Below are 23,513 nucleotides of genomic sequence, written 5' to 3' on the forward strand. Positions count from 1 at the left end.
GGGGTGGGTGGCGGGGGCGCCATGCCCTAAGGGGGCGATGGCACCCCTAGGGCCGTACGACAAGGGCTGCCGCCCCTCAGCGCGTCGGATGCCTCAGCGCGTCAGCCCCCGCCCAGCCCCTCACCCCGCCAAATGCCCCGCCCCGAACGCGTCCGGCAGCAGCTCCGACAGCGGGCGGATGCCGGCCGGGGTGTCCACCAGCAGTTCCGGGCCGCCGTGTTCCCACAGCAGTTGGCGGCAGCGGCCGCACGGGACGAGGAGCTCGCCCGCGCCGTCCACACACGTAAAGGCGGTCAGGCGGCCGCCGCCGCCGGCGAACAGGGCGGAGATCAGGCCGCATTCGGCGCACAGGCCGAGACCGTAGGAGGCGTTCTCGACATTGCAGCCGGTGACCGTGCGGCCGTCGTCCACGAGAGCGGCGGCCCCGACGGGGTAGCCGGAGTACGGGGCGTAGGCCCGGGACATCGCGTCCCGGGCCTGCGCCCGCAGCGACTCCCAGTCGGGAGTGGTGCTCACTTGCCTTGGCCTCTCCGGTAGATCTTGCCGATGGCCTTCGGTGGCCGCAGTCGTTGCGAAGCCAGCGAGAGCACCAGCAGCGTGGCGATGTACGGGGCGACACCGACGATCTCCAGCGGGACCGTGTCGGTGGTGGCGTACCAGACGGCGAGCAGCACGGCGACGACCAGGCTGATCACGGCCTGGGGGCGCTGCCCGGCGCGCAGCTTCCACACCGCCAGGCCGACCAGCAGCACGGCGAGCAGGAGCAGCAGCGCGTGGACGGTGGGTCCGCCGCCGCGCAGCTGGAGCGCGTCCATGAAGCCGAACAGGCCGGCGCCCATGGCGACGCCGCCCGGCCGCCAGTTGCCGAAGATCATGGTGGCGAGGCCGATGTAGCCGCGGCCGCCGGTCTGGCCGTCCTGGTAGATGTGCACGTAGATCGCGAGGAACGCGCCGCCGAGGCCGGCCAGCGCGCCGGAGACGACCACCGCCGCGTACTTGTAGCGGTAGACGTTGACGCCCAGCGACTCGGCCGCGATCGGGCCCTCGCCGCAGGAGCGCAGCCGCAGGCCGAAGGCGGAACGCCACAGGACGAAGAAGCTGAGCACGAAGACGACGACGGTCAGCAGGGTCAGCCAGGAGACGTTGGTGACCAGGGAGCCGAGGATGCCGGCCACATCGGAGACCAGGAACCAGTGGTGCTGCTCGATGGAGGAGAGCCAGTCGGACAGACCGGGGACGGTGAACGTCGGCATGTCGGGCATCGGTGGCGACTGCTTGTCGTTGCCGCCGGCGGCCGCCGCCGCGCTGCCGTCCGCGCCGAACCACAGCTTGGCGAGGAACTGGGTCAGGCCGAGCGCCATGATGTTGATGGCGACGCCGGAGATGATGTGGTCGACGCCGAAGGTGACGGTGACGACGGCGTGCAGCAGTCCGCCGAGCGCGCCGCCGACGACACCGGCCGCCGCCGCGGCCCAGGGGCCGTGCTGCCAGCCGACCGCGCCCGCGGAGAAGGCGCCCAGCATCATCATGCCTTCGAGGCCGATGTTGATGACGCCGGAGCGCTCGGACCACAGACCGCCGAGGCCGGCCAGGCCGATCGGCACGGCGGCGTTGAGCGCGGCGGTGTACTGACCGGATTCGGTCAGGTTGTTGGCGCCGGTGATCACCCGCAGCAGGGACAACAGGATCAGGCTGCCCGAGATGATCAGCAGGACCTTCGGGTAGCTGAGCTTGGCCCGGGAGGCCTTGGGCTTGTGGTGGTGGGGGCTCTGGTCGACCGGAGCCGTGAGGTTCGTGCTCACGAGGACACCTCCGCCTTCTCGGTCTTACGGGCCTGGGCGGCGAGCTCCGCGCCGACCTGCCGCTGCTGGAGTCTGAGGCCGTAGCGCCGGACGAGTTCGTAGGCGACGACGACGCACAGCACGATGACGCCCTGCATCACGCCGACGATCTCCTGCTGGTAGTCCTCGAATTCGAGCTGGGTGCCGGTGCGCTCGAGGAAGCCCCACAGCAGCGCGGCGGCGGCCATCCCGAGCGGGTGGTTGCGGCCCAGCAGCGCGATGGCGATGCCGGTGAAGCCGATGCCGATGGGGAAGTCGGTGCCGTAGTTGTACGACGACCCGAGCAGCGTCGGCATGCCGATCAGGCCCGCCGCGGCGCCGGACAGCAGCATGGAGGTGACGATCATCCGCTGGACGCTGACGCCGCCCGCCTCGGCCGCGGACTCGGACTGGCCGACCGTGCGGAGGTCGAAGCCGAAGCGGGTGCGGTTGAGCACGAACCAGTACACGAAGCCGACGACCACGGCGATCACGAGGAAGCCGTCGAGCGGAGCGGGCTGGGTGGGGATGGTGAAGAAGTGGCTGGAGGCCGGGAGGTTCGGCGTGTGGAAGAGGTTGCCGTCCTTGACCGCGAGCCGGCCGTCCTGGAGGAAGTAGCCGATGACCGCGGCCGCGATGGCGTTCAGCATGATCGTGGTGATCACCTCGCTGACGCCGCGGGTGGTCTTCAGCAGACCCGCGATGCCTGCCCAGACCGAGCCGACCAGCATCGCGACGATGATGATGATCGGGATCTGGAGGAAGCCGGGGAGGGTCAGCGCACCACCGACCACCGCGGCGAAGAACGCCGCGATGCGGTACTGGCCGTCGACGCCGATGTTGAAGAGGTTCATCCGGAAGCCGATGGCGACGGCCAGCGCGGACAGGTAGTAGGGGACCGCCTTGTTGATGATCCAGACCTGGCTGTCGCTCTTGGAACCGAAGTCGGCCATCACCAGGTAGGCGTGGATCGGGTCCTTGCCGGTGGCCAGGATGATCACCGAGGTGATGGCCAGTGCCGCGACGATCGCCAGGACGGGCGCCGCGATGCCCAGGATCAGCTTGTTCTTGTCGATCTTCTTCACTCGGACTCCCCCTCCTGGGACGAGCGCGGCTCCTGCTCCGCGGCGGAGTCGTGGTCGGAATGCGTGAGATGGCCGCTGGCGGCGCCGGTCATGGCCGAACCCAGCTCCTCGGGGGTGATGGTGGCGGGGTCCGCGTCCGCGACGAGCCGGCCGCGGTACATCACCCGCAGGCCGTCGGACAGGCCGATCAGCTCGTCCAGGTCGGCGGAGATCAGCAGGACGGCGAGACCTTCGTGGCGGGCGGTACGGATCTGGTCCCAGATCTGTGCCTGGGCGCCGACGTCCACGCCCCGGGTGGGGTGCGCGGCGATCAGCAGTTTGGGGTGGTGGCTCATCTCACGGCCGAAGATCAGCTTCTGCTGGTTGCCGCCGGAGAGCGAGGCCGCGGTGACCTCGATGCCGGGGGTGCGGACGTCGTACTCGGCGACGATCCGCTCGGTGTCCGCGCGGGCGGCCTTCAGGTCGAGCAGCCGGCCCTTGGCATTGGGCTTCTGGGTGACGTGGCCCAGGATGCGGTTCTCCCACAGGGGGGCCTCCAGCAGCAGGCCGTGCCGGTGGCGGTCCTCGGGGATGTAGCCGATCCCGTCCTCCCGCCGCGTGCGGGTGGGCAGGTGGCTGATGTCGATGCCGTCCAGCGTGATGGTGCCGCCGTCGGGGTCGCGCATCCCCATGATCGCCTCGACCAGTTCGGCCTGGCCGTTGCCCTCCACCCCCGCGATGCCCAGGACCTCGCCCTTGTGGATGGTCAGCGATACGTCCTCCAGGACGGTGCGCTCCACCCCTTCCGCGTCGGCGGTGGTCAGCCGCAGCCCTTCGACCTGCAGCATCTTCACGTCCGTGACGGTGGACTCGCGGGTCTGCGGCGAGGGCAGTTCGCTGCCGACCATCAGCTCGGCGAGCTGCTTGGGCGTGGTCTCGCCGGGGACGACGGAGGCCACGGTGGTGCCGCGCCGGATGACGGTGATGTCGTCGGCGACCGAGAGCACCTCGCCCAGCTTGTGCGAGATGAAGATGACGGTCAGGCCCTCGGCCTTGAGTTCGCGCAGGTTGTCGAAGAGCGCGTCGACCTCCTGCGGGACCAGCACCGCGGTCGGCTCGTCGAGGATGAGCGTGCGGGCGCCGCGGTAGAGGACCTTGAGGATCTCCACGCGTTGGCGGTCGGCGACACCGAGGTCCTCGACGAGGACGTCGGGGCGGACGCCGAGGCCGTAGCGGTCGGAGATCTTGAGGATCTCGGCGCGGGCCTTGGCGCCGATGCCGTGCAGTTTCTCACCGCCGAGAACGACGTTCTCCAGGACGGTGAGATTGTCGGCGAGCATGAAGTGCTGGTGCACCATGCCGATGCCGCGGGCGATGGCGTCGGCCGGGCTGTGGAAGCTGACCTGGTCGCCGTCGATGCGGATGGTGCCCTCGTCCGGCTTCTGCATGCCGTAGAGGATCTTCATCAGCGTGGACTTGCCCGCGCCGTTCTCGCCGACCAGCGCGTGCACGGTGCCGCGGTGGATGGTGATGTCGATGTCATGGTTGGCGACGACTCCCGGGAACCGCTTGGTGATCCCGCGGAGTTCCACCGCTGGTGCCGCGGCGGGGGCGCTGTCTGCCTGGGGGCTGCTGGACGCTTTGATGGCGCACTCTCCTCGGGGGACAGGGAGTGGTACGAAGGAGCGGGGAGGTGAAGATATCGCGCCAACTCCGCGCTACGCGCGTAGTGTTGACGCCGAAAAAAGCCGAAAACCTGCCGGGTCGATCCGGCGAAGGGCCCGGCGCGGCGGCGGGTGGCCGTCGCGCCGGGCTGGGGAGACCCTACTGCTTGGCGGGGGTTTCGCTGACCTTCACCTGGCCCGACGCGATCTTCTTCTTGGCCGCGTCGATCTTGGCCTGGATGTCCTTGATGAAGCCACCCGACGTGGACAGCCGCACGCCGTCGTCCTTGAGCGTGTAGCTCTTGTTGCCGGTCAGCGGCTTCTTGTCGTGCACGCTCTTGACCAGGTCGTACACCGCCACGTCGACGTTCTTCATGACCGACGTGAGGATCGAGTTCTTGTACTGGGCCAGACCCGGCTGGAGGTACTGGTCGGAGTCGACGCCGATCGCCCAGGTGCCCTTCTTGCCGGCCACCGTCTCGATCGAGCCGTTGCCGGACTGACCGGCCGCGGTGTAGATCACGTCGATACCGGCGTCGAGCATGCCCTTGGCCTTGCCCTTCGCGGCGGCCGGGTCGTTGAAGCCCTTGTCGTCGTTGGCGTAGAGGTACTCGGAGGTGACCTTCGTCTTGGGGTCGGTGTCCTTGACGCCCTGCTCGAAGCCGGCCTGGAACTTCTGGATCAGCGCGTTGTTCACACCGCCGATGAAGCCGACCTTGTGGGTCTTGCTCTTCAGCGTGGCGGCGACACCGGCGAGGTAGGAAGCCTCGTTCTCGGCGAAGACCATGCCGTAGACGTTCTTGGCCTGGGAGGCGGAGTCGACGACGCCGAAGGTGGTCTTCGGGAACTGCTTGGCGACCTTGTTGACGGACTTGCCGTAGTTGAAGCCGACGCCGATGACGGGGTTGTACCCCGCCTCGGCCAGCGAGGACAGCCGCTGCTCGCGGTCCGCCTCGGTCTCGCCGTTCTTGGCGGTCATCATCTTGGACTTCACTCCGAAGTCCTTCTCGGCCTTGTCCACGCCACGAGCCGCCGCCTCGTTGAACGAGTGGTCGTCCCGGCCGCCGACGTCGAAGGCGAGCCCGACGCCCTTGTCCTTGCCGCCGGACTCGGTGGACGACTCGCCACAGGCGCTCAGGGAGAGTGTGAGGGCCGCGGTGGCAATGCCCGCGGCAACGATCTTGGATACCCGGTGCACGAGGGCCCCTTCGACTCGTAGCGCCTCCTTCGGCGCTGGCTTGTCGGAGATTAACGCGCGTAGACCTGGCGGAAAACCCTCCACTGTGTGGACGTTATCGATTTGTCTCTCAGGGCCTTGATCGCGATGCGGCGGGCGCCCCGGCCTCCGTTGCGACGTTCAAGATCGCACCGAGGCGGCCGGGCGGCCGGGGAGACGGCCCCCGGCGGCTCCGGCGGTGATCCGGCAGCCGGGTGCGTGGCCGGAAATCGCGGCGCCCTGGAAGCTCGCGGACGCTCGCGCAGGGGGCGAGCTGCCCGCGAGCTCCGGCTCCGCGTTCCCCTAGGGGAGAAGTTCTGCGGAGAGCAGCGCCGCCGCGGTGAAGAGTTCAACCCCGGCCTTGATCGCCTGCTCGTCGACGTCGAAGTCGCCGCGGTGCAGGTCGTACCGGCCGAGGTCGCCGGGGCGGCGGACGCCGAGGCGGGCCATGGCGCCGGGGACCTCCTCCAGGTACCAGGAGAAGTCCTCGCCGCCCAGGGACTGCTCGGTGTCCTCCACGCTGTGGGTGCCGCGCCGGGCGGTCATCGCGTCCTTGAGCAGCGTCACACTGCCGGCCTCGTTGACCACCGGCGGCACCCCGCGCACGTAGTTGATCTGCGACTTGGCGCCGTGCAGCGTCGCGACCTCGTCGATGGCGGCGTGCACCATGTCCGGGGCCTTGCGCCAGGCGTCGAGATCAAGACACCGGACCGTGCCGGACAGCTCGGCGCGCTGCGGGATCACGTTGCAGATGTGCCCGGACGACAGCCGGCCCCAGGTGACGGCGAGCCCGGCCCGGGCATCGACCCGGCGGGCGATCAGCGCCGGCACGTCGAGGGCGACCCGGGCGGCGGCGGTGACCATGTCGGTGGTCAGGTGCGGGCGGGCGGTGTGCCCGCCGGGGCCGTCCAGCTCGACCTCCAGCCGGTCGCAGGCCGAGGTGATCGCGCCGGTCCGCAGCCCGATCTTGCCGGCGTCCACGCGCGGGTCGCAGTGCACGGCGAGGATCCGGCCGACGCCGTCCAGCACCCCGGACTCGATGGCGTCCGCGGCGCCGCCCGGCAGCACCTCCTCGGCGGGCTGGAAGATCAGCCGCACCGGGCGGGGCAGCGCGCCGTTGCGGGCCAGCGCGGCCAGCACCAGCCCGGCGCCGAGCACGACGGTGGTGTGCACGTCGTGGCCGCAGGCGTGCGCCCGGCCGGGGACCGCGGAGGCGTAGTCCACGGTCTTGGTGTCCGGGATGGGGAGGGCGTCGATGTCCGCGCGGAGGGCGAGCAGCGGGGCGGTTCCGTCGCCGTACGCGGTGTCCGTGCCGATGTCGCACATCAGGCCGGTGCCGGTGGCGAGCACCCGGGGGCGCAGTCCGGCCTGCTCCAGCCGCTCCTTGATCGCCGCGGTGGTACGGAACTCCTGGTTTCCGAGCTCGGGGTGGCGGTGCAAGTCGCGGCGGAAGTCGATGAGTTCGGCACCGAGCGCCTCGGGCAGCGTGCCGGGGAGCGGGGCCCCGGCGGCGGTGTCGGCGGGGGCGTCGGCGTCGTCGGAATCGCGGGACATCAGTTGGTTCACCTGTTGAAGATTAGGGCCACCGATGGGGCAACTGTCCCTCGATCAACAAAAGTTCAGCCCCTTAGGGGAAGAAAATCTAGGCCGCTCGGCGCATGGACGGTTTATGGGAGGGGTATGAAGTACGGCTTCCCGCCACGGCCCTCGCCATGCCCGCGCTCCGCTCAACCGGTGGCCATCCGCTGCCCGAACGGAAGTCGCTGCACGTCGCGGGCGGTCCCGGTGACCCCGTCGAGGAAACCCTGTGCGCGCGGTGAAGCGTTGGCCGTCAGCCACTCCGGGTCGATGTCGCAGACCGCGACCCGGACCTCCGTACCGGCCAGGGCGAGCGGCAGGGTGTGCACGACCGTCGACGGGAAGCTGACGATCAGCCGGCCGACCGGGCCGCGGCGGGCGATCAGTTCGAGCGGCAGGTCGGGGCGGACGATCTCCAGTCCGGTCGCGCCGGCGAGGCGGTGCAGCTTGTCGGTGCCCTCGCGGCGGTGGGCGAAGTAGCGGGTGGCGCCGTGCGTACGGGCCAGGGTGCCGACCGCCGCCAGATAGCGGTCGGCGTCGACGACCCCGGTCTCCACGAGCGAGGTGCCGACGATGTCGGCGGCGCCCATCACGCGGGGCGGGCCGAACCGCGCCCGGGTCCAGGCGAAGTCGTTCCTGGCGAGGCGCACACCGGGCGGTGCCTCGACGGGCATCGAGCTGAACACCCCGACGGTGCGCCGGCCGCCCTCGGGCCGCGGGGTGAGCCGGCGGCGCGCGGTGGCCGAGAACGGGGCGAAGACCAGGTCCCGGGCGCCGCGTCCGCCGCCGCTGCGGTGCCAGCGCACCAGCCGTTCGCCGCGGGCGAGTTGGGAGATGAACTCCATGGTGGCGGTGCCGTCGTCGACCACGACCAGGTCGGGGGCGCCGGTGAGGGCGAGCAGCAGCTGGACGTAGCGGGAGAACGGGTCGCCGATGACGATCCGGCGGGCCCGGCGCAGCAGCGGGGTGAGGCCGCCGATGGTGCGCAGCGGCGCGGTGGGGCCGCCGCGGGCCTCCTCCCAGCGCACGGTGTGCCCTTCGTCGCGGGCGAGTTCGGCCATCCGGCGCAGCTGGCCGCGGGTCATCGGGTCGTGCGGGGAGAGCACGACGATGGTGACCTCGGTGGCCGGCCGCTCGGGACCCCCGCCGTCCGGTGCGGTGCCTTCCGGCGCGGCGGCGTCCGGTCCGGCGGTCTCCGGTCCGGCGGTCTCCGGTCCGGTGGCCTCCAGGGATGCCGCGTGTGCCCATTCCAGGACGTTGAGCAGCTGCACCGGGCTCTCGACGAAGGCGAGGGTGCCGGTGCCGGGGGCGGCGGCGCGGGCGGTGGCACCGGGTGCGGTGCGGGTGCGGTGGCGCTGCCGCGGCACCCCCAGGAGACGACGGGCGGGAGTACCCGCCGTCTCCTGGGGCGGGACCGCGGCGCCGGGCGTGGAGGGCGCGGCGCGGGTCCCTTCAGGTGAGCTCACCTTGTCTCCCGTCGGCTGGTGGGCCGGTGTCAGACTGCCGCGGGCTGGGCCTCGGCGGCCTCCGTCTCGGCGACCACGCCGGCGACCCGGCGCAGCTTCTTCATCGGGCCGAGCTCGGACTCGTAGACCTTCTTGACGCCGTCACCGAGGGACTCCTCGATCGTGCGGATGTCGCGCACGAGGCGGGACAGGCCGCCGGGCTCGACCGAGGCGGCCTGGTCGGAGCCCCACATGGCGCGGTCGAGGGTGATGTGCCGCTCGATGAAGGTGGCGCCGAGGGCGACCGCGGCGAGGGTGGTCTGCAGACCGGTCTCGTGGCCGCTGTAGCCGATCGGGACGTTGGGGTACTCCTCCTGCAGGGTGTTGATCATCCGCAGGTTGAGCTCCTCGGCCTTGGCCGGGTAGGTGCTGGTGGCGTGGCAGAGCAGGATGTTGTCGCTGCCCAGGACCTCGACGGCGTGCCGGATCTGCTTGGGGGTGGACATGCCGGTGGAGAGGATGACGGTGCGGCCGGTGGCGCGCATGGCGCGCAGCAGCTCGTCGTCGGTGAGGGAGGCGGAGGCGACCTTGTAGCAGGGCACGTCGAACTTCTCCAGGAAGGCGACGGACTCCACGTCCCACGGGGAGGCGAACCAGGCGATGCCGCGCTTCTTGCAGTACTCGTCGATGGCGCGGTAGCCGTCCTCGTCGAACTCCACACGGTGGCGGTAGTCGATGTAGGTCATCCGGCCCCAGGGGGTGTCGCGCTCGATGTCCCACTGGTCACGCGGGGTGCAGACCTCCGGGGTCCGCTTCTGGAACTTCACCGCGTCACAGCCGGCGTCGGCGGCGGCGTCGATCAGCGCGAAGGCGTTCTCCAGGTCGCCGTTGTGGTTGATGCCGATCTCACCGGTGACGTAGACGGGGCGGCCGGGGCCGGCCTCGCGGGCACCGAGCTTGCGGAGGCGGGAGTTGGTGCTCATGGGGAGATTCCTTCGTGTGGATAAGGGGTGTGCGGGGTGGGGTTCAGGGGGTGGGGTGGGCTACGCGGGGACGGGCGGGTGGGAGTTACAGGGAAGGGCCCAGCAGCCAGCCGGCGATCTCGCGGATCGCGCCGCTGCCTCCGGGCGTGGCGGTGACGGCGCGGGCCGCGCCGCGCACCACGTCGTGCGCCCCGGCGACCGCCACCGGCCAGCCGACGAGGTCGAAGCACGGGAGGTCGTTGACGTCGTTGCCGACGTAGAGCACGCGCTCGGGCGCGACTCCGGCCTCCTCGCACCACTGCTTGAGGGCGAGGTCCTTGCGGTCGATGCCGTGCAGGACGGGCACCCGCAGCTTGCGGGCCCGGGCGGCGACGACCGGGTTGGTCTCGGTGGAGAGGATCAGCAGCTTCAGCTCGGCCCGGCGCAGGGCGGCGATGCCGAGGCCGTCGCCGCGGTGGACCGCGACGATCTCCCGTCCGTCGGCGTCGATCAGCACCCGGTCGTCGGTCTGGGTGCCGTCGAAGTCGAGGACGACGGCGTCGATGTCGTCGCGGGTCGGCAGGGCGCCGGGCCGCGGAGCGTCCAGCAGCGGGGCCAGCGCGCGGGCGCGGGCGAGGTCGTGCGGGTCGTCGACCTCCAGCACCCGGGCCGGGTCGGTGCGGACGAGTTCGGTGCGGCCGAAGAAGCGGTGGCCGCTGGCGCGGAAGCCGGCCGCGTCCATGGCGTAGGCGGCGCCGGTCTCCAGCAGGTCCTGGGGGCGGTCCTGGCGGCGCGGCCGGAAGGACTTGTCGTGGTTGACGCCGTGGCCGCCGTCGGTGGCGGTCGCGCCGCCCACCGCGGGCTCGGCGTCGCGCCAGACGAAGCCGTGGAAGGGTGCCACGGTCAGCGCGCTGTCGGCGCCGTCCTCGACGACCGCGGCGGCCACCCCGTCGACGTCCTCGCGGACCAGGAACGGGCTGGTGCACTGGACCAGCAGCACCGCGTCGACGGTGGTGCCCTGCTCGGCCTCGTACGCGTCCATGGCGTGCAGGACGGCGGCCTCGCTGGTGGCGGTGTCGCCCGCGATGTCGCCGGGGCGCCGGACGACGACGGCTCCGGCGCTGCGCGCGGCGGCCGCGATCCCGGCGTCGTCGGTGGAGACCACGACGTCGGTGACCAGGCGGGCGGCGCGGCATTCGCGGACCGCGCGGGCCACCAGGGGCACGCCCCCGACGGCGGCGAGGTTCTTGGCGGGCACGCCCTTGGATCCGCCGCGGGCGGGGATGACGGCAACCACGGTGGGTGGCATTGCGGGCTCCTTGGTCGGGCCGGGGGCAGCGAAGTCAGTCACAGCTGCCCCCAGCGGCGGATGGCGGGGGCGACGCGCTGGACGCCGTGGCGGTAGGCGCCGCGGGCGGCCTCGCGGACCGTCTCGCGGGCGATCCGGCGCAGTCCGCCGGTCTCCTCGGGGGCGTCGGTGTGGCCGGGGAGCGGGGCGCCCTGCGGGTCCAGGCCGTGCCGGGCGAGGATGCCGGGCAGGTAGCCGGGGGCGGTGCGCGGTGTGTAGTACGGGCGCAGCGGCGGCAGGCTCGCGGCCTCGCGGAGCTCGGTGACCCGGGCGCGGGCGGCGTCGAAGGCACTCTCGTATGCGCCCTCGGCGGCGACTCCCTGGCGGGCCAGCCAGTCCGGGTCGGGCTCCGGGCGGTGGCCGGCGTCCAGTTCGTCCCAGGAGGCCAGGCAGCCGGAGCCGAGGAAGTGGTGGTTGCCGAGGACCTCGCGGATGCCGAGGTCGGTGAGGACGGCGGTGGGGATGCCGCGGTGCAGGGATTCCAGGGCGGCGGTGGAGCTGACCGTCACCAGCAGGTCGGTGCGGTCCAGGACCTCGCCCATGTTGCCGTACACCAGGCGGCAGTTGGCGGGCAGTCCGCCGGGGATCTTGGCGGCGAGCTTCTGGTAGGGCAGTTCCTCGATGTGCGTGGTGTGTTCGCCGGGCTTGCTGCGGAGCTTGATCAGCACCTCGCGGCCGGGGTGCTTGCGGGCGTGCTCCACGGCCCGGCGCAGCAGGTACGTCCGGTCGGCGCGGTTCTCCGGGACGGAGGGCTGGGCGGCGAACACCACGGTGTAGGGGTCGCGTTCGGCCGGGTAGCGGTCGCCGCCGAGGAACGGCAGGGCGCACTCGACGACGCTGCCGTCGTCGGCGCCGACCCCGCGGTAGACGGCGCGGAACCGGTCGGCGTCGTGCCGGGAGTTGGCGAGGACGACGTCCGCGCCGTGCCGCAGCAGCAGCCCGTCGGCGAGCTTCTCGTAGACCACTCCGACGTAGCCGGTGACGACCACGGGGCGACGGGCGCTGCCGTTCCAGGTGCGGGCGAGGCCGTGCAGCATCGCCTGGACCGCGCCGCCGACGCAGGCCAGCACGACCACGTCGTAGCGGGTGCGGTCGATGGTGCGCACGAAGTCGACGCCCCGGATCTCGCGCAGCGCGTCCGCCCGGGCCCCGACCTCGTCGAGCTGGCGGACCGTGGGAGTGGCGCGGCCGCGGAGCAGATACCCGTCGAGCCGGATGTCCGATTGGATTCGGTACGCTGTCAAAGCGCCCCATTTCCATCGGGTATCCGAGTCGGCGAGCACGGCGACTCGCGGCGAGGAAGCGGTACGTGATGGCACGTCGAAGACGCTAGGAAGGCATTCCGTTTGTCGGGCCAACTGGGTCGCAACAAAGGGTTAACAGCGGGTCGACGAATGGCGAACCGGCCCGATAACCGGCCCGGTTAACCATCCCGCCATTCTTCGTTCACCCCGGTGTCCACATCGCGTAAAGACGAATGCCGGACCGGCACCTAACGTCACCCGGGTGGTTAAGCTCTCCGTCATCGTGCCGTTCTACAACGTGCAGACATACGCGCCCGACACCCTGAAAAGTCTCGCGGCCAATGCCCGCGACGACTTTGAATTCCTGCTCGTCGACGACTGCTCGCGCGACGAGACCCCGGAGATCCTCGCGCGCGCCGAGCGCGAGCTGCCGGGCGCCAGACTGCTGCGGCACGAGCGGAACGGCGGCCTGGCCACCGCCCGCAATACGGGCCTGGACCAGGCACGCGGGGAGTACCTCACCTTCCTCGACGGCGACGACTGGCTGGCGCCCGGCTACTTCGCCGAACTCCTCGGCGCCATCGAGGGGTTGGGGTGCGACTTCGTGCGCACCGACCACGTCCAGTGCACCGCCAGGGCGCGCACCGTGCACCGCGTCCCGCACGGCCGACGCGGCGTGGTGATGGATCCGCGCGAGGTGATCCTGCCCGCGGACCGCTCCACCTCGGTCGACTACGCGTACGCCTGGGCCGGGATGTACCACCGCCGGCTGCTGGACGACGGGGTGCTGCATTTCAAGGACGGTCTGCGCACCGCCGAGGACCGGCCGTGGATCTGGCGGCTGCACCGCGAGGCGAAGTCCATGGCGGTGGTCGGTCTGCTCGGTGTTTTCTACCGGCGCGGGGTGGCCTCGTCGCTGACCCAGATCGGCGACGTGCGGCAATTGGATTTCATCCGGGCATTCGACCAGGTGATCGAGGAAACCGCACAGGATCGCGATGCGGACCGATTGCTTCCGAAAGCGGTCCGGACCTATTGCGCGATCATTTCCCACCATCTCGGTTCGATCGAACGGTTCGAACCGCAGGTGGCCCGTAAATTGCGTTCGATGAGTGCCGCGGCCATGAAGCGCATGCCGCAGGACGTACTGAAGGAAGCCCTGGATTCGATGGATGTGCAGCGTGCGTCCCGACTGCGCCGGCTGCGCCGTCGCCCGGTCCCCGCGGAGGTGGCCGCCTGATGCCCACCCGAGCCCGCACCCAGATCTTCGTGGCGTCCACGCTGTACGGCGCGGCGACGCTCGCCGCGGCACTGGACGCCGACCGGTTCGCGCCGGCCGGCCGCCGGCTGCTGCTGCTCAGCAACAACGCCACGACCCCGGAGACCACCGCGTCCCTGGACACCATGCCCGGCTTCGAGCGGCTGCGCGGCCGCTTCGACCGGGTGCTGTCGTGGAACGAGACGATCAGCCCCTTCCACCCGGGCGGCTGGTCCCCCCGCGCGGACGACGTCCCGCTGTGGGAGCGGTACCTGCGGCTGCTGTGGGGCCTGGGTGACGACCAGGTCGAGCTGATCGTGGAGTCCATCCAGGTCAACCCGGCGCTGGCGATCGCCCAGCTCTTCCCGGACGCACCGGTCGAGGTCTACGCGGACGGGCTGATGAGCTACGGCCCGACCCGCAACAAGCTCGACCCGCTGGTCGGCACCCGGATCGGCCGGCTGCTGCACCTGGACCTGGTGCCGGGCCTGTCGCCGCTGCTGCTGACCGAGTTCGACGTGCCCGCGGAGACGGTCCCGACCGACGCCTTCACCAAGGTGCTGTCCGAACTCGCCGACGCCAGCGGCCCGTTGGACGTCCCGGAGGGCGGGGCGCTGCTCCTCGGGCAGTACCTCTCCGCGCTGGGCATCCTCACCCCGGAAGAGGAGGAGGAGCTGCACGTGCGGATGGTGCGCGGCGCCGCCGGGCGCGGGCACCGCGAGATCGTCTTCAAACCGCACCCGTCCGCACCGGCCCGCTGGTCGCGGCTGCTGGAGCGGGAGGCGGAGAAGCTGGACGTGGCCCTGACGGTGCTGGACAGCCCGGTGCTGGCCGAGGTCCTCTACCAGCGGATGCGGCCCGCCCTGGTCGTCGGCTGCTTCTCCACCGCGCTGCTGACCGCGGCCACCTTCTACGGCCTGCCGGTCGCCCGTACCGGGACCGATCTGCTGCTGGAGCGGCTGACGCCCTATCAGAACAGCAACCGCATCCCGGTGACGCTGGTGGACGCCCTGGTCCCGGACCTGGAGGACACCGGCGAACGGCCGGGCACGATCGCCACCGCGGCGTCCGTCGAAGGGCTGGTCGCCGCGGTCGGCTATGCCATGCAGCACCAGATCTACCCCGGTCTGCGGCCGGACGCCGAGCGCTATCTCGCCGCCCACCTCGACGCGCGGACCTGGCGCTACTTCAAGCGCCGCCGGCTGACCGCGCTGGCGCTGCCCGGCGCGATCCCCTCGCAGCTGTCGTTCATCCCGCGCAACGCCACGGTCCGCCGGGTCGCGCGCCGGGCCCGGGCGGTGCAGCGGCGGCTGAAGAAGCGGGCCGTCTTCGGATGACGACGACCCCGCCGCTGGCGACCGGCGCGCCACCCGTCGCGCCGGGCCTCGTCACCCCCGCCCCGCAGCGCCTGATACCTCGGCGCAGCCGCGACGGAGCACCGTCCCGGCTGCGCGCCCTCGACGGGCTGCGGCTGCTGGCCGCCCTGATGGTCGCCGCGTACCACTACGGTGGGCGCGGCGGCGAGATAGCCGGGGCCTGGGGCGGCACCCCGGCCCATCAATTCCCCACCCTGGCGCCGCTGTTCGCCTACGGCTGCCTGGGCGTCCAGATCTTCTTCGTGATCAGCGGGTTCGTGATCTGCCTGTCCGGCTGGGGCCGGACCCTGCGGGCCTTCGTCGCCTCCCGCATCTCCCGCCTCTATCCCGCCTACTGGGCCGCGATCCTGCTGGTCACCGCGGTGTTCGCGCTCCCCTTCGTCGCCTACAAGGCGCTCGCGCCCAGCGAGGTCCTGACGAACCTCACCATGCTCCAGCAGCCGCTCGGCGTGCACCGCGTCCTCGGCGTGTGCTGGACCCTCTGGGCGGAGATGCGTTTCTACGCGCTCTTCGCGCTCTGCGTGGTCCTGCCGGGCGCCACCCGCGGCCGGGTGGTCCTGTTCTGCGCCGGCTGGACGCTGGCCGCCGCGCTGGCCCAGGCCGCGCACCAGCCGCTGCTGGACGTCGTCCTGATGCCCGAGTACGCGCCGTTCTTCATCGGCGGCATCGGGCTGTACCTGCTGCACCGCTACGGCCCCCGCGACCCGGTCGCCTGGGCGATCGTCCTGGTCAGCTGGCTCATCGGGCAGCACTTCGCGGTCGCCGGGCTCTGGCACGCCCCGTCGGTGCACGCCTTCTCCTACCGTTCGACGGCCGGCATCATCGCCGTCGTCACCCTCGGCTTCGTCCTGGTCGGAGCCGTCGCCCTGGGCGCCCTGCGGTGGGCGGACTGGCGCTGGCTGACCGTCGCCGGCGCGCTCACCTACCCCTTCTACCTGGTCCACGAGCACCTGGGCTGGGTCGTGGTGCGTGCCCTGCACCGCGGCCTCGGTCTGCCGTCCGCCGTCACGCTGGTCCTGACGACCGTGCTGATGCTGCTGCTGGCATGGGTGCTGTACCGCTGCGTGGAGCGTCCGCTGACGCCCCGTCTGAAGCGGGCGCTGGATCCACGGCGCTGATCAGCGGCCGGCCCGGGCCTCCGGGCCGGCCGTCGCCTCGATGCCCGCGAGGATGATCCGCAGGCCGGCCTCGAAGCTGCGGTCGAGGTCGCCGAACATCTCCCGGCCGGCCTGTGCCGCGAGCGGATAGCGCTCCCCCAGGTGCGCCTCGCGCTGGTCCAGGTCGTAGGCCGGGTCACGGTTCTCCGGCCGGCCGGGCTCCGGGTACACCGACTGCTCCTCTATCACCAGCCCGATGGTGAAGTTGTACGCGGTCCACCATGCGTGCGCCGCCTCGCCCGTCGTGAAGCCGGCCGTGGTGAGCCGGCGCAGGAAGCCGTCGAGCGGCCCGGCGTAGCTGGTGTCCGTCATCCGCGTCCCGCTGAAGACCTTCCCCCCGTCGCGGTAGCCGAGCAGTGCCTGGCGCAGGCCACGGCAGGCGGTGAGCAGCAGCTCCTGCCAGGTCCCTTCGAAGACCGACCCGTCCGGCCCCTGGCCGGTGAGCGGAGCGGCCATCCGCCGGAAGATCTCGGTGGCCATCTCGTCGAGCAGTTCCTGCTTGTTCTTGAAGTGCCAGTAGAGCGCCGGGGCCTTGACGTCCAGCTCCGTGGCGATCCGGCGCAGGCTCAGGCCGTCCAGGCCGACCTCGTTCAGCAACCGCAGGGCGGTGATGACCACTTGTTTCCGGTCGATGCGCGAAACCATGTTGACAACTTAACACCGTTAAGGCCATCCTCGGAACCATGGAACTTAACAGCGTTAAGGGCATGAGCGGTCAGCCGGACACCCTTCCCACGGCCGTGGACGTACTGATCGCCGGCGCGGGCCCGACCGGCCTCGCGCTCGGCATCGACCTCGCCCGTCGCGGTGTGCGCGCCCTGATCGTCGAGCGCCAGGACCGCCTCTCCCCCGGCGCCCGCGGCACCGGCCTGCAGCCGCGCACCCAGGAGGTCTACGAGGACCTCGGGGTGCTGGACGCGATCCGCGCGGTCGGCGGCGACTACCCGGTCACGGCCCGCTGGGAGGACGGCCGGATCACCGGCACCGAGGTGATGATCGAGCGGGTCGATCCGACGCCCGCCGCACCGCACTCGAACGCGATGATGGTGCCGCAGTTCCGCAACGTGGAGGTGCTCCACGAACGGCTGACCGAGCTCGGCGGCAGCGTCCTCCTCGCCACCGAACTCACCGATTTCACCCAGGACGCGGACGGTGTGACGGCCCGTCTGTGCACCGCCGACGGCACGCCGCACACCGTGCGCGCCGCCTATCTGGTCGCCGCCGACGGCGGGCGCAGCACGGTCCGGCGGGCGCTCGGCACCGGGATGAGCGGGCCGGGACGGCTGGAGCTGGAGCCCGGTGCCGCGCTGCTCGCGGACGTCCGGATCAGCGGTCTCGACCGCGACCACTGGCACCGCTGGGAACTGCCGCAGGGCGGTTTCATCGCCCTGCTGCCGCTGGCCGGCACCGACCTCTTCCAGAGCATGATCGCGGCCTTCAGCGAGGCCCCGGACCCCTCACCCGAGGCGGTCCGCGCGGCGATCGCGGCACACACCCACCTCACCGCCGAGCAGGTCACCGACGTCGTCTGGACCTCCGTCTTCCGGCCCAAGGTGGGCCTGGCCGACACCTTCCGCACCGGCCGGGTCTTCCTCGCCGGCGACGCCGCGCACATCCACTCCCCGGCCGGCGGCCAGGGCCTCAACACCAGCGTCCAGGACGGCTACAACCTCGGCTGGAAGCTCGGCCTGGTGCTGCGGCACGGCGCACCCGATACCCTGCTCGACAGCTACGAGGCCGAGCGCCGCCCGATAGCCGAGCGCATCCTCGACACCAGCACCCGGCTGCACCGCTCGCGCACGCTGCGCCGCGGCCGCGACCTGCACCAACTCGACATCGGCTACCCGGAGAGCCCGCTGACCCGGGAGCTGCGGACCGGCCTGCCCGAGGGCGCGCTGCGGGCCGGCGACCGGGCGCCCGACGCCCCCTGCCACACCCCCGACGGCAAGGCCGTCCGACTCTTCGACGTCTACCGGGGCCCGCACTTCACCCTGCTCGCCCTCGGCGACACCGACCTCGACGCCGCCGCGCTGCCCGCCGACCCGGCCCTGCTGCGGATCATCCGGGCCGGCGGCCCGGACCCCGACCTGATCGACACCGACGGCCACCTCCGCGCCGCCTACGGGGACGGCCCCGGCGTCCTCCTCGTCCGCCCGGACGGCTACCTCGCCCTCGCCGCCCCGGCCGCCGGCGCCACCACCGCGGTGGCCGACACCCTGGCCGCGTACACGGGCGCGCCCGCCCCGCAGCCGGCCGCCTGACCCGGGCTCAAGAAGCGCGCGAGGCCGTACGGGCGGGAATTCCGCTCGTACGGCCTCGCGCCGGGAACGGGCGCCTTGAGGGGGGTTGAGGCGCCCGGGGCGGCGGGGGTCCGCCCGAAAGGTCCACGAACAGGGGCTACACGACCAGGGAGAGCAGCAGCACGCACCCGATGCCGACCACCGAGATCAGCGTCTCCATCACCGACCAGGTCTTCAGCGTCTGGCCGACGCTCATCCCGAAGTACTCCTTGACCAGCCAGAAGCCGGCGTCGTTGACATGGCTGAAGAACAGCGAGCCGGAGCCGATCGCCAGCACCAGCAGCGCCACATGAGTGGTGCTCATGTCCGCGGCGAGCGGGGCCACCAGACCGGCGGCCGAGATGGTGGCCACCGTCGCCGAGCCGGTCGCGAGCCGGATGGCAACCGCGATCAGCCAGGCCAGCAGCAGCGCCGACAGGTGCCAGCCCTTGGAGACGTCCATGATCATCTGGCCCACGCCGCAGTCCACCAGCGTCTGCTTGAAGCCGCCGCCCGCGCCGACGATCAGCACCACGCCGGCGATCGGGCCGAGCGACCGCTCCACCGTGGCCGCGGTCTGCCCGCGGCCGAAACCGGCCGCCCGGCCGAGCGTGAACATCGCGACGATCACCGCGGTCAGCAGCGCGATCAGCGGCGACCCGACCACGTCGAAGACCCGCTGCACACCGGCCTGGGGATCGTCGACGACGACGTCCACCAGCGCCTTGGCCAGCATCATCACGACCGGCAGCAGCACGGTGGCCACGGTGATCGCGAACCCGGGCCGCTTCTCCAGGTCATCCGAGGCCCGCTGGGGCATCATCTTCTCCGGCGGGCGGATGTCCACCCAGCGGGCCGCGTAACGGGAGAACAGCGGGCCCGCGATGATCGCGGTCGGCACGGCGACGACCACGCCGAGCGCCAGGGTGATGCCGAGGTTCGCGCCGACCGCGTCGATCGCCACCAGCGGGCCGGGGTGCGGCGGGATCAGCCCGTGCATGACGGACAGTCCGGCCAGCGCCGGGATCCCGATCCGCATCAGCGAGAAGTTGCCCCGCTTGGCGACCAGCAGGACCACCGGGATCAGCAGCACGATGCCGACCTCGAAGAAGATGGGCAGCCCGACGATCCCGGCGATCAGCACCATCGCCCAGGGCATCGCCCGCCGGCTCGACCGCGCCAGGATCGTGTCGACGATCTGGTCCGCGCCACCGGAGTCCGCGAGCAGCCGGCCGAGGATCGCACCCAGCGCGATCAGCACCCCGGTCCCCGCGACGGTCGTCCCCAGCCCCGTCGAGAAGCTGGCGATGACCTTGTCGAGCGGCGCCCCGGCCACCGCGCCGAGCACCAGCGAACCGATGATCAGCGACAGGAAGGCGTGCAGCTTGAACTTGGTGATGAGCAGGACGATGACGGCGATGCCGGCCAGGACGGCGATGCCCAGCTGCGCGTGACCGGCCGAGGTGATCGGCACGGTCGCGTCCGCTGCGAGCATCTCGACGCTGAGATGGGTCACGGCGCTTCCCTTGGTTGGACGGGAGGGGGGAGGGGGTTACCCGGCGGATGCGGCCAGCGCGCGCAGTGCGGCCACCGCCCGCCCGGCGATCTGCTGCGGGGTTCCGGAGACGTCGACCGCCACGCCCGCCTCGTCCGGCCCGAGGGGTTCGAGCGTGGCGAACTGCGAGTCGAGCAGCGCGGTCGGCATGAAGTGGCCCTTGCGCTCGGCCATCCGCGCCTCGATCAGCGCGCGGTCACCGGTCAGATGCAGGAAGACGAGGCCGGGGGCGGCGGCCCGCAGCCGGTCGCGGTAGGCCCGCTTCAGCGCGGAGCTGCTGACCACCCCGCCGTGCCCGGCCCGGTCGTGCGCCCAGGCACCGATCGCATCCAGCCAGGGGCCGCGGTCGGCGTCGTCAAGCGGGACGCCGGCCGTCATCTTGGCGATGTTGGCCGGGGGATGGAAGTCGTCGCCCTCGGCGTACGGGACGCCCAGTTCGGCGGCCACCAGCGGGCCGATGGTGGTCTTGCCGGTGCCGGCCACGCCCATCACGACGATGACGTCAGGGGCGGCGTCGGGAGTGCTCATCCCGGGTTACCTCGCTGTCTTCCTTGACCCCGTGCGTCCCCCACTGAAACCCATTAGGTACGACGTATTCAAGAGTCTGTGATGCAAACGTCATACTTAATTGGCCGGGGTGCGGGAACGTACCCTTACTCCATGGAGAACGAGGGGAAGGGCCTGCACGGCCGCGTGCTGGAGGCCCTCGGGCCCGAGATCACCGCGGGCGACCACCCTCCGGGCACGGTCCTGCGCACCGACGAACTGGCGCAGCGCTTCGACGTCTCGCGCACGGTCATCCGCGAGGCGGTCCGGGTCCTGGAATCCATGCAGCTGGTCGCCTCTCGGCGCCGGGTGGGGGTGACCGTCCGCCCCACCGAGGAGTGGAACGTCTACGACCCGCGGGTCATCGGCTGGCGCCTGACCGGCCGGGACCGCCCCCGCCAGCTGCGCTCACTGACCGTTCTGCGCTCGGCCGTCGAGCCGATCGCCGCGGGGCTCGCCGCCGAGCACGCCACCCCCGCGCAGTGCGCCGAACTCACCGAGCACGCAATGGGCATGGTCGCCACCTCGCGCGGCCAGCAACTCGACGCGTACCTGGTCCACGACGTGGCCTTCCACCGCGTGATCCTCACCGCCTCCGGCAACGAGATGTTCGCCCGCCTCGCGGACGTCGTCGCGGCCGTCCTGACCGGCCGCACCCACCACCACGTCATGTTCACCGACCCCGACCCGGCCGCGGTCACCCTCCACGTCCAGGTCGCGGAGGCGGTCCGCACCGGCGACGCGGGCGCCGCGGAGCGGCTGACCCGCGAGATCACGACCGGGGCGATGGCCGAACTGGACGTCCTGGCGCCGTAGTTGGGCCCCCACGTACCTAGCCGTCCCGCCGCGGATGTTGTTCGCCGTGGCGCCTGCGGCGGGCTGGATGGTTGTCGGGTGCGGTGCCGGCCCTCCAGACTTCGTCCTCCGGTCCGGCCCCTCCCGTTGGGGGTGAGGAAAAGACCGGTGGGGGCGCACGTCAGAACAGCGGCTGCTGGCCGGGGAAGGGTGGCTCCTCGGGGTCGAAGAGCCGCTCGGCAGGCGCCATCAACGGGGCGATCCGCCGCGACCCCGGACAGGAGATCAGCTCCAGCCCCGTCCGCCGCCCCGGCGGGTCATGCCGCGCGAAGCGGCCGCCGACAACGGCGATCTCTCGAGTACACACGGGGCACGCACGACGCGGACTGGACATGCGCCCATTGTTCCCCGCGCCCTTGCCGGCGACGGACCACCCCCACCGGCCCGTCACCGCACCCACAAACCACCCAGCCCGCCGCAGGCGCAACGGCGAGAAACCACCACGGCGGGACAGACAGGTATGTGGGTCACACCCCGTCCGGAGGGACATACGTGCCCCAGACACCCCGAAGCGCATCGCACACCTCGCCCACCGTCGCCCGCGCGCGGAGCGCGTCCCGCATCGAGGGGAGGACGTTGTCCGGGGACTCCGCGGTCTTGCGGAGGGCGTCGAGCGCGGCGGTCACGGCGCGGGCGTCGCGGCGGGACCGCAGCAGGGCGAGGCGTTCGACCTGCTGGGTCTCGATCGCGGGGTCGACGCGCAGCGGCTCGTACGGTTCCTCCTCGTCGAGGAGGAAGCGGTTGACGCCGACGACGATCCGCTCGCCGGAGTCCGTCTCCTGGGCGATGCGGTACGCGTTGCGCTCGATCTCTTCCTTCTGGAAGCCGTGTTCGATGGCGGCGACCGCACCGCCCATCTCCTCGACCCGCCGCATCAGAGCGAGGGCGGCCTCCTCCACGTCGTCGGTCATCGACTCGACCGCGTAGGAGCCGGCGAACGGGTCGACGGTGGCGGTCACATCGGTCTCGTGGGCCAGCACCTGCTGGGTGCGGAGGGCGAGCCGGGCCGCCTTGTCGGTCGGCAGGGCGATCGCCTCGTCGAAGGAGTTGGTGTGCAGCGACTGGGTGCCGCCGAGCACCGCAGCCAGGGCCTGGACGGTGACCCGGGCGAGGTTCACCTCCGGCTGCTGGGCGGTGAGTTGCACGCCGGCCGTCTGGGTGTGGAAGCGCAGCATGAGGGATTTGGGATTCCGGGCGCCGAATTCCTCGCGCATGACGCGGGCCCAGATGCGCCGTGCGGCACGGAATTTGGCGACCTCTTCGAGGAGGGTGGTGCGGGAGACGAAGAAGAAGGACAGCCGGGGGGCGAAGTCGTCGACGTCCATGCCGGCGGCGAGGGCGGTCCGGACGTACTCGATGCCGTTGGCGAGGGTGAAGGCGATCTCCTGCGCGGGGGAGGCACCGGCCTCGGCCATGTGGTAGCCGGAGATCGAGATGGTGTTCCAGCGGGGGATCTCGGTCCGGCAGTACTGGAAGACGTCCGAGACCAGCCGCAGCGAGGGCGCCGGCGGGAAGATGTAGGTGCCGCGGGCGATGTACTCCTTCAGGATGTCGTTCTGGACCGTGCCGGTGAGGTGGCCGGGCGGCACCCCTTCTTCCTCGCCGACCAGTTGATAGAGGAGCAGCAGCAGCGCCGCGGGGGCGTTGATCGTCATGGACGTGGACACCTTGTCCAGCGGGATGCCGCCGAACAGCACCCGCATGTCCTCGACGGAGTCGATGGCCACCCCGACCTTGCCGACCTCGCCGGAGGCGATCGGGGTGTCGGAGTCGTGGCCCATCTGGGTCGGCAGGTCGAAGGCGACCGACAGGCCGGTGGTGCCGTGGGCGATCAGCCGGCGGTAGCGGGCGTTGGACTCCCGGGCGGTGCCGAAGCCGGCGTACTGGCGCATCGTCCAGGGCCGTCCGGCGTACATCGTCGGGTGGATGCCGCGGGTGTAGGGGTAGCTGCCGGGCGCGCCGAGGCGGCGTTCCGGGTCCCAGCCGGCCAGCGCCTCCGGCCCGTACACCGGCTCGACGGGCAGCCCGCTCTCGTTGTGCCGCACACTGCCCGGTTCCTGCGCCATGGAAGTACGCCTCCGCCTGGGTGACCCGATCCGGTGGTCCTTTTCCGACGGTCGGTGCACCGTCGTCACGGTTTTACGCC

Annotated in this window: 20 protein-coding genes; 5 read left to right on the top strand and 15 right to left on the bottom strand. The window is 71.6% G+C overall.

Features of this window, described 5'->3' with window-relative positions; translation table 11 throughout:
• Window positions 1-120: 120 nt before the first annotated feature.
• The 10 genes from V2J85_RS17430 to V2J85_RS17475 all read right to left on the bottom strand — a co-directional run bounded on the left by V2J85_RS17430 (window position 121) and on the right by V2J85_RS17475 (window position 12,380).
• On the bottom strand, window positions 121-516 hold the full coding sequence (locus tag V2J85_RS17430; RefSeq protein WP_261956026.1) for a cytidine deaminase: 396 nt from the start codon (window positions 514-516) through the stop codon (window positions 121-123).
• The gene (locus tag V2J85_RS17435; protein WP_261956027.1) at window positions 513-1,802 is read right to left on the bottom strand and encodes an ABC transporter permease; all 1,290 of its coding nucleotides are present in this window, start codon (window positions 1,800-1,802) and stop codon (window positions 513-515) included. The genes V2J85_RS17430 and V2J85_RS17435 overlap by 4 nt, the downstream gene beginning before the upstream one ends.
• The gene (locus V2J85_RS17440) at window positions 1,799-2,905 is read right to left on the bottom strand and encodes an ABC transporter permease (RefSeq protein ID WP_261956028.1); all 1,107 of its coding nucleotides are present in this window, start codon (window positions 2,903-2,905) and stop codon (window positions 1,799-1,801) included. The genes V2J85_RS17435 and V2J85_RS17440 overlap by 4 nt, the downstream gene beginning before the upstream one ends.
• The gene (locus V2J85_RS17445) at window positions 2,902-4,530 is read right to left on the bottom strand and encodes an ABC transporter ATP-binding protein (protein WP_330822207.1); all 1,629 of its coding nucleotides are present in this window, start codon (window positions 4,528-4,530) and stop codon (window positions 2,902-2,904) included. The genes V2J85_RS17440 and V2J85_RS17445 overlap by 4 nt, the downstream gene beginning before the upstream one ends.
• A 178-nt stretch (window positions 4,531-4,708) precedes the next feature.
• Window positions 4,709-5,746, bottom strand: a complete 1,038-nt coding sequence (locus tag V2J85_RS17450; RefSeq protein ID WP_261956029.1) for a BMP family lipoprotein — start codon at window positions 5,744-5,746, stop codon at window positions 4,709-4,711.
• 321 nt (window positions 5,747-6,067) lie between these two features.
• Complete coding sequence (locus tag V2J85_RS17455; RefSeq protein ID WP_261956030.1) at window positions 6,068-7,318, bottom strand: amidohydrolase; 1,251 nt, start codon at window positions 7,316-7,318, stop codon at window positions 6,068-6,070.
• A 173-nt stretch (window positions 7,319-7,491) separates the two neighbouring features.
• Window positions 7,492-8,808, bottom strand: a complete 1,317-nt coding sequence (locus V2J85_RS17460) for a hypothetical protein (RefSeq protein ID WP_419836796.1) — start codon at window positions 8,806-8,808, stop codon at window positions 7,492-7,494.
• A 29-nt stretch (window positions 8,809-8,837) separates the two neighbouring features.
• Complete coding sequence (locus tag V2J85_RS17465; protein ID WP_261956031.1) at window positions 8,838-9,770, bottom strand: N-acetylneuraminate synthase family protein; 933 nt, start codon at window positions 9,768-9,770, stop codon at window positions 8,838-8,840.
• Window positions 9,771-9,855: 85 nt separating this feature from the next.
• Entirely contained in the window at window positions 9,856-11,058 is a 1,203-nt protein-coding gene (locus V2J85_RS17470) for an acylneuraminate cytidylyltransferase (protein ID WP_261956032.1), read from the bottom strand.
• Between the two features lie 38 nt (window positions 11,059-11,096).
• Window positions 11,097-12,380: a DUF6716 putative glycosyltransferase gene (locus tag V2J85_RS17475; protein WP_330822209.1), complete on the bottom strand. Its 1,284-nt coding sequence runs from the start codon at window positions 12,378-12,380 to the stop codon at window positions 11,097-11,099.
• A gap of 223 nt (window positions 12,381-12,603) precedes the next feature.
• Between V2J85_RS17475 and V2J85_RS17480 the strand changes: the two genes are divergently transcribed.
• From V2J85_RS17480 to V2J85_RS17490, 3 genes are read left to right on the top strand one after another with little or no spacing between them, the layout of a single operon-like run.
• Window positions 12,604-13,581: a glycosyltransferase family 2 protein gene (locus tag V2J85_RS17480; RefSeq protein ID WP_261956033.1), complete on the top strand. Its 978-nt coding sequence runs from the start codon at window positions 12,604-12,606 to the stop codon at window positions 13,579-13,581.
• Window positions 13,581-14,936 (top strand): alpha-2,8-polysialyltransferase family protein, encoded by a 1,356-nt coding sequence (locus tag V2J85_RS17485; RefSeq protein ID WP_330822114.1) that lies wholly within the window; start codon window positions 13,581-13,583, stop codon window positions 14,934-14,936. The genes V2J85_RS17480 and V2J85_RS17485 overlap by 1 nt, the downstream gene beginning before the upstream one ends.
• Window positions 14,933-16,093, top strand: a complete 1,161-nt coding sequence (locus V2J85_RS17490) for an acyltransferase family protein (protein WP_261956035.1) — start codon at window positions 14,933-14,935, stop codon at window positions 16,091-16,093. The genes V2J85_RS17485 and V2J85_RS17490 overlap by 4 nt, the downstream gene beginning before the upstream one ends.
• On the opposite strand, the gene V2J85_RS17495 is transcribed toward V2J85_RS17490, so the two are convergent.
• The gene (locus tag V2J85_RS17495; protein ID WP_261956036.1) at window positions 16,094-16,777 is read right to left on the bottom strand and encodes a TetR/AcrR family transcriptional regulator C-terminal domain-containing protein; all 684 of its coding nucleotides are present in this window, start codon (window positions 16,775-16,777) and stop codon (window positions 16,094-16,096) included.
• Between the two features lie 62 nt (window positions 16,778-16,839).
• Between V2J85_RS17495 and V2J85_RS17500 the strand changes: the two genes are divergently transcribed.
• Window positions 16,840-18,393, top strand: coding sequence for an FAD-dependent monooxygenase (locus V2J85_RS17500; protein ID WP_330822115.1), 1,554 nt, complete (start codon window positions 16,840-16,842; stop codon window positions 18,391-18,393).
• 136 nt (window positions 18,394-18,529) lie between these two features.
• On the opposite strand, the gene V2J85_RS17505 is transcribed toward V2J85_RS17500, so the two are convergent.
• Entirely contained in the window at window positions 18,530-19,927 is a 1,398-nt protein-coding gene (locus V2J85_RS17505) for a GntT/GntP/DsdX family permease (RefSeq protein WP_261956038.1), read from the bottom strand.
• A gap of 36 nt (window positions 19,928-19,963) precedes the next feature.
• Window positions 19,964-20,494: a gluconokinase gene (locus V2J85_RS17510; RefSeq protein ID WP_261956039.1), complete on the bottom strand. Its 531-nt coding sequence runs from the start codon at window positions 20,492-20,494 to the stop codon at window positions 19,964-19,966.
• A gap of 132 nt (window positions 20,495-20,626) precedes the next feature.
• Between V2J85_RS17510 and V2J85_RS17515 the strand changes: the two genes are divergently transcribed.
• On the top strand, window positions 20,627-21,328 hold the full coding sequence (locus tag V2J85_RS17515; RefSeq protein WP_330822116.1) for a FadR/GntR family transcriptional regulator: 702 nt from the start codon (window positions 20,627-20,629) through the stop codon (window positions 21,326-21,328).
• A 160-nt stretch (window positions 21,329-21,488) separates the two neighbouring features.
• On the opposite strand, the gene V2J85_RS17520 is transcribed toward V2J85_RS17515, so the two are convergent.
• Window positions 21,489-21,701 carry a hypothetical protein gene (locus V2J85_RS17520; RefSeq protein WP_030416522.1) on the bottom strand — a complete coding sequence of 71 codons (213 nt, stop codon included), beginning with the start codon at window positions 21,699-21,701 and terminating at the stop codon, window positions 21,489-21,491.
• Between the two features lie 133 nt (window positions 21,702-21,834).
• Window positions 21,835-23,433: an acyl-CoA mutase large subunit family protein gene (locus V2J85_RS17525; protein ID WP_330822117.1), complete on the bottom strand. Its 1,599-nt coding sequence runs from the start codon at window positions 23,431-23,433 to the stop codon at window positions 21,835-21,837.
• Window positions 23,434-23,513: the final 80 nt, after the last annotated feature.

The organism is Streptomyces bugieae (genome assembly GCF_036352915.1).
Taxonomy (GTDB): Bacteria; Actinomycetota; Actinomycetes; order Streptomycetales; family Streptomycetaceae; genus Streptomyces; species Streptomyces endophytica.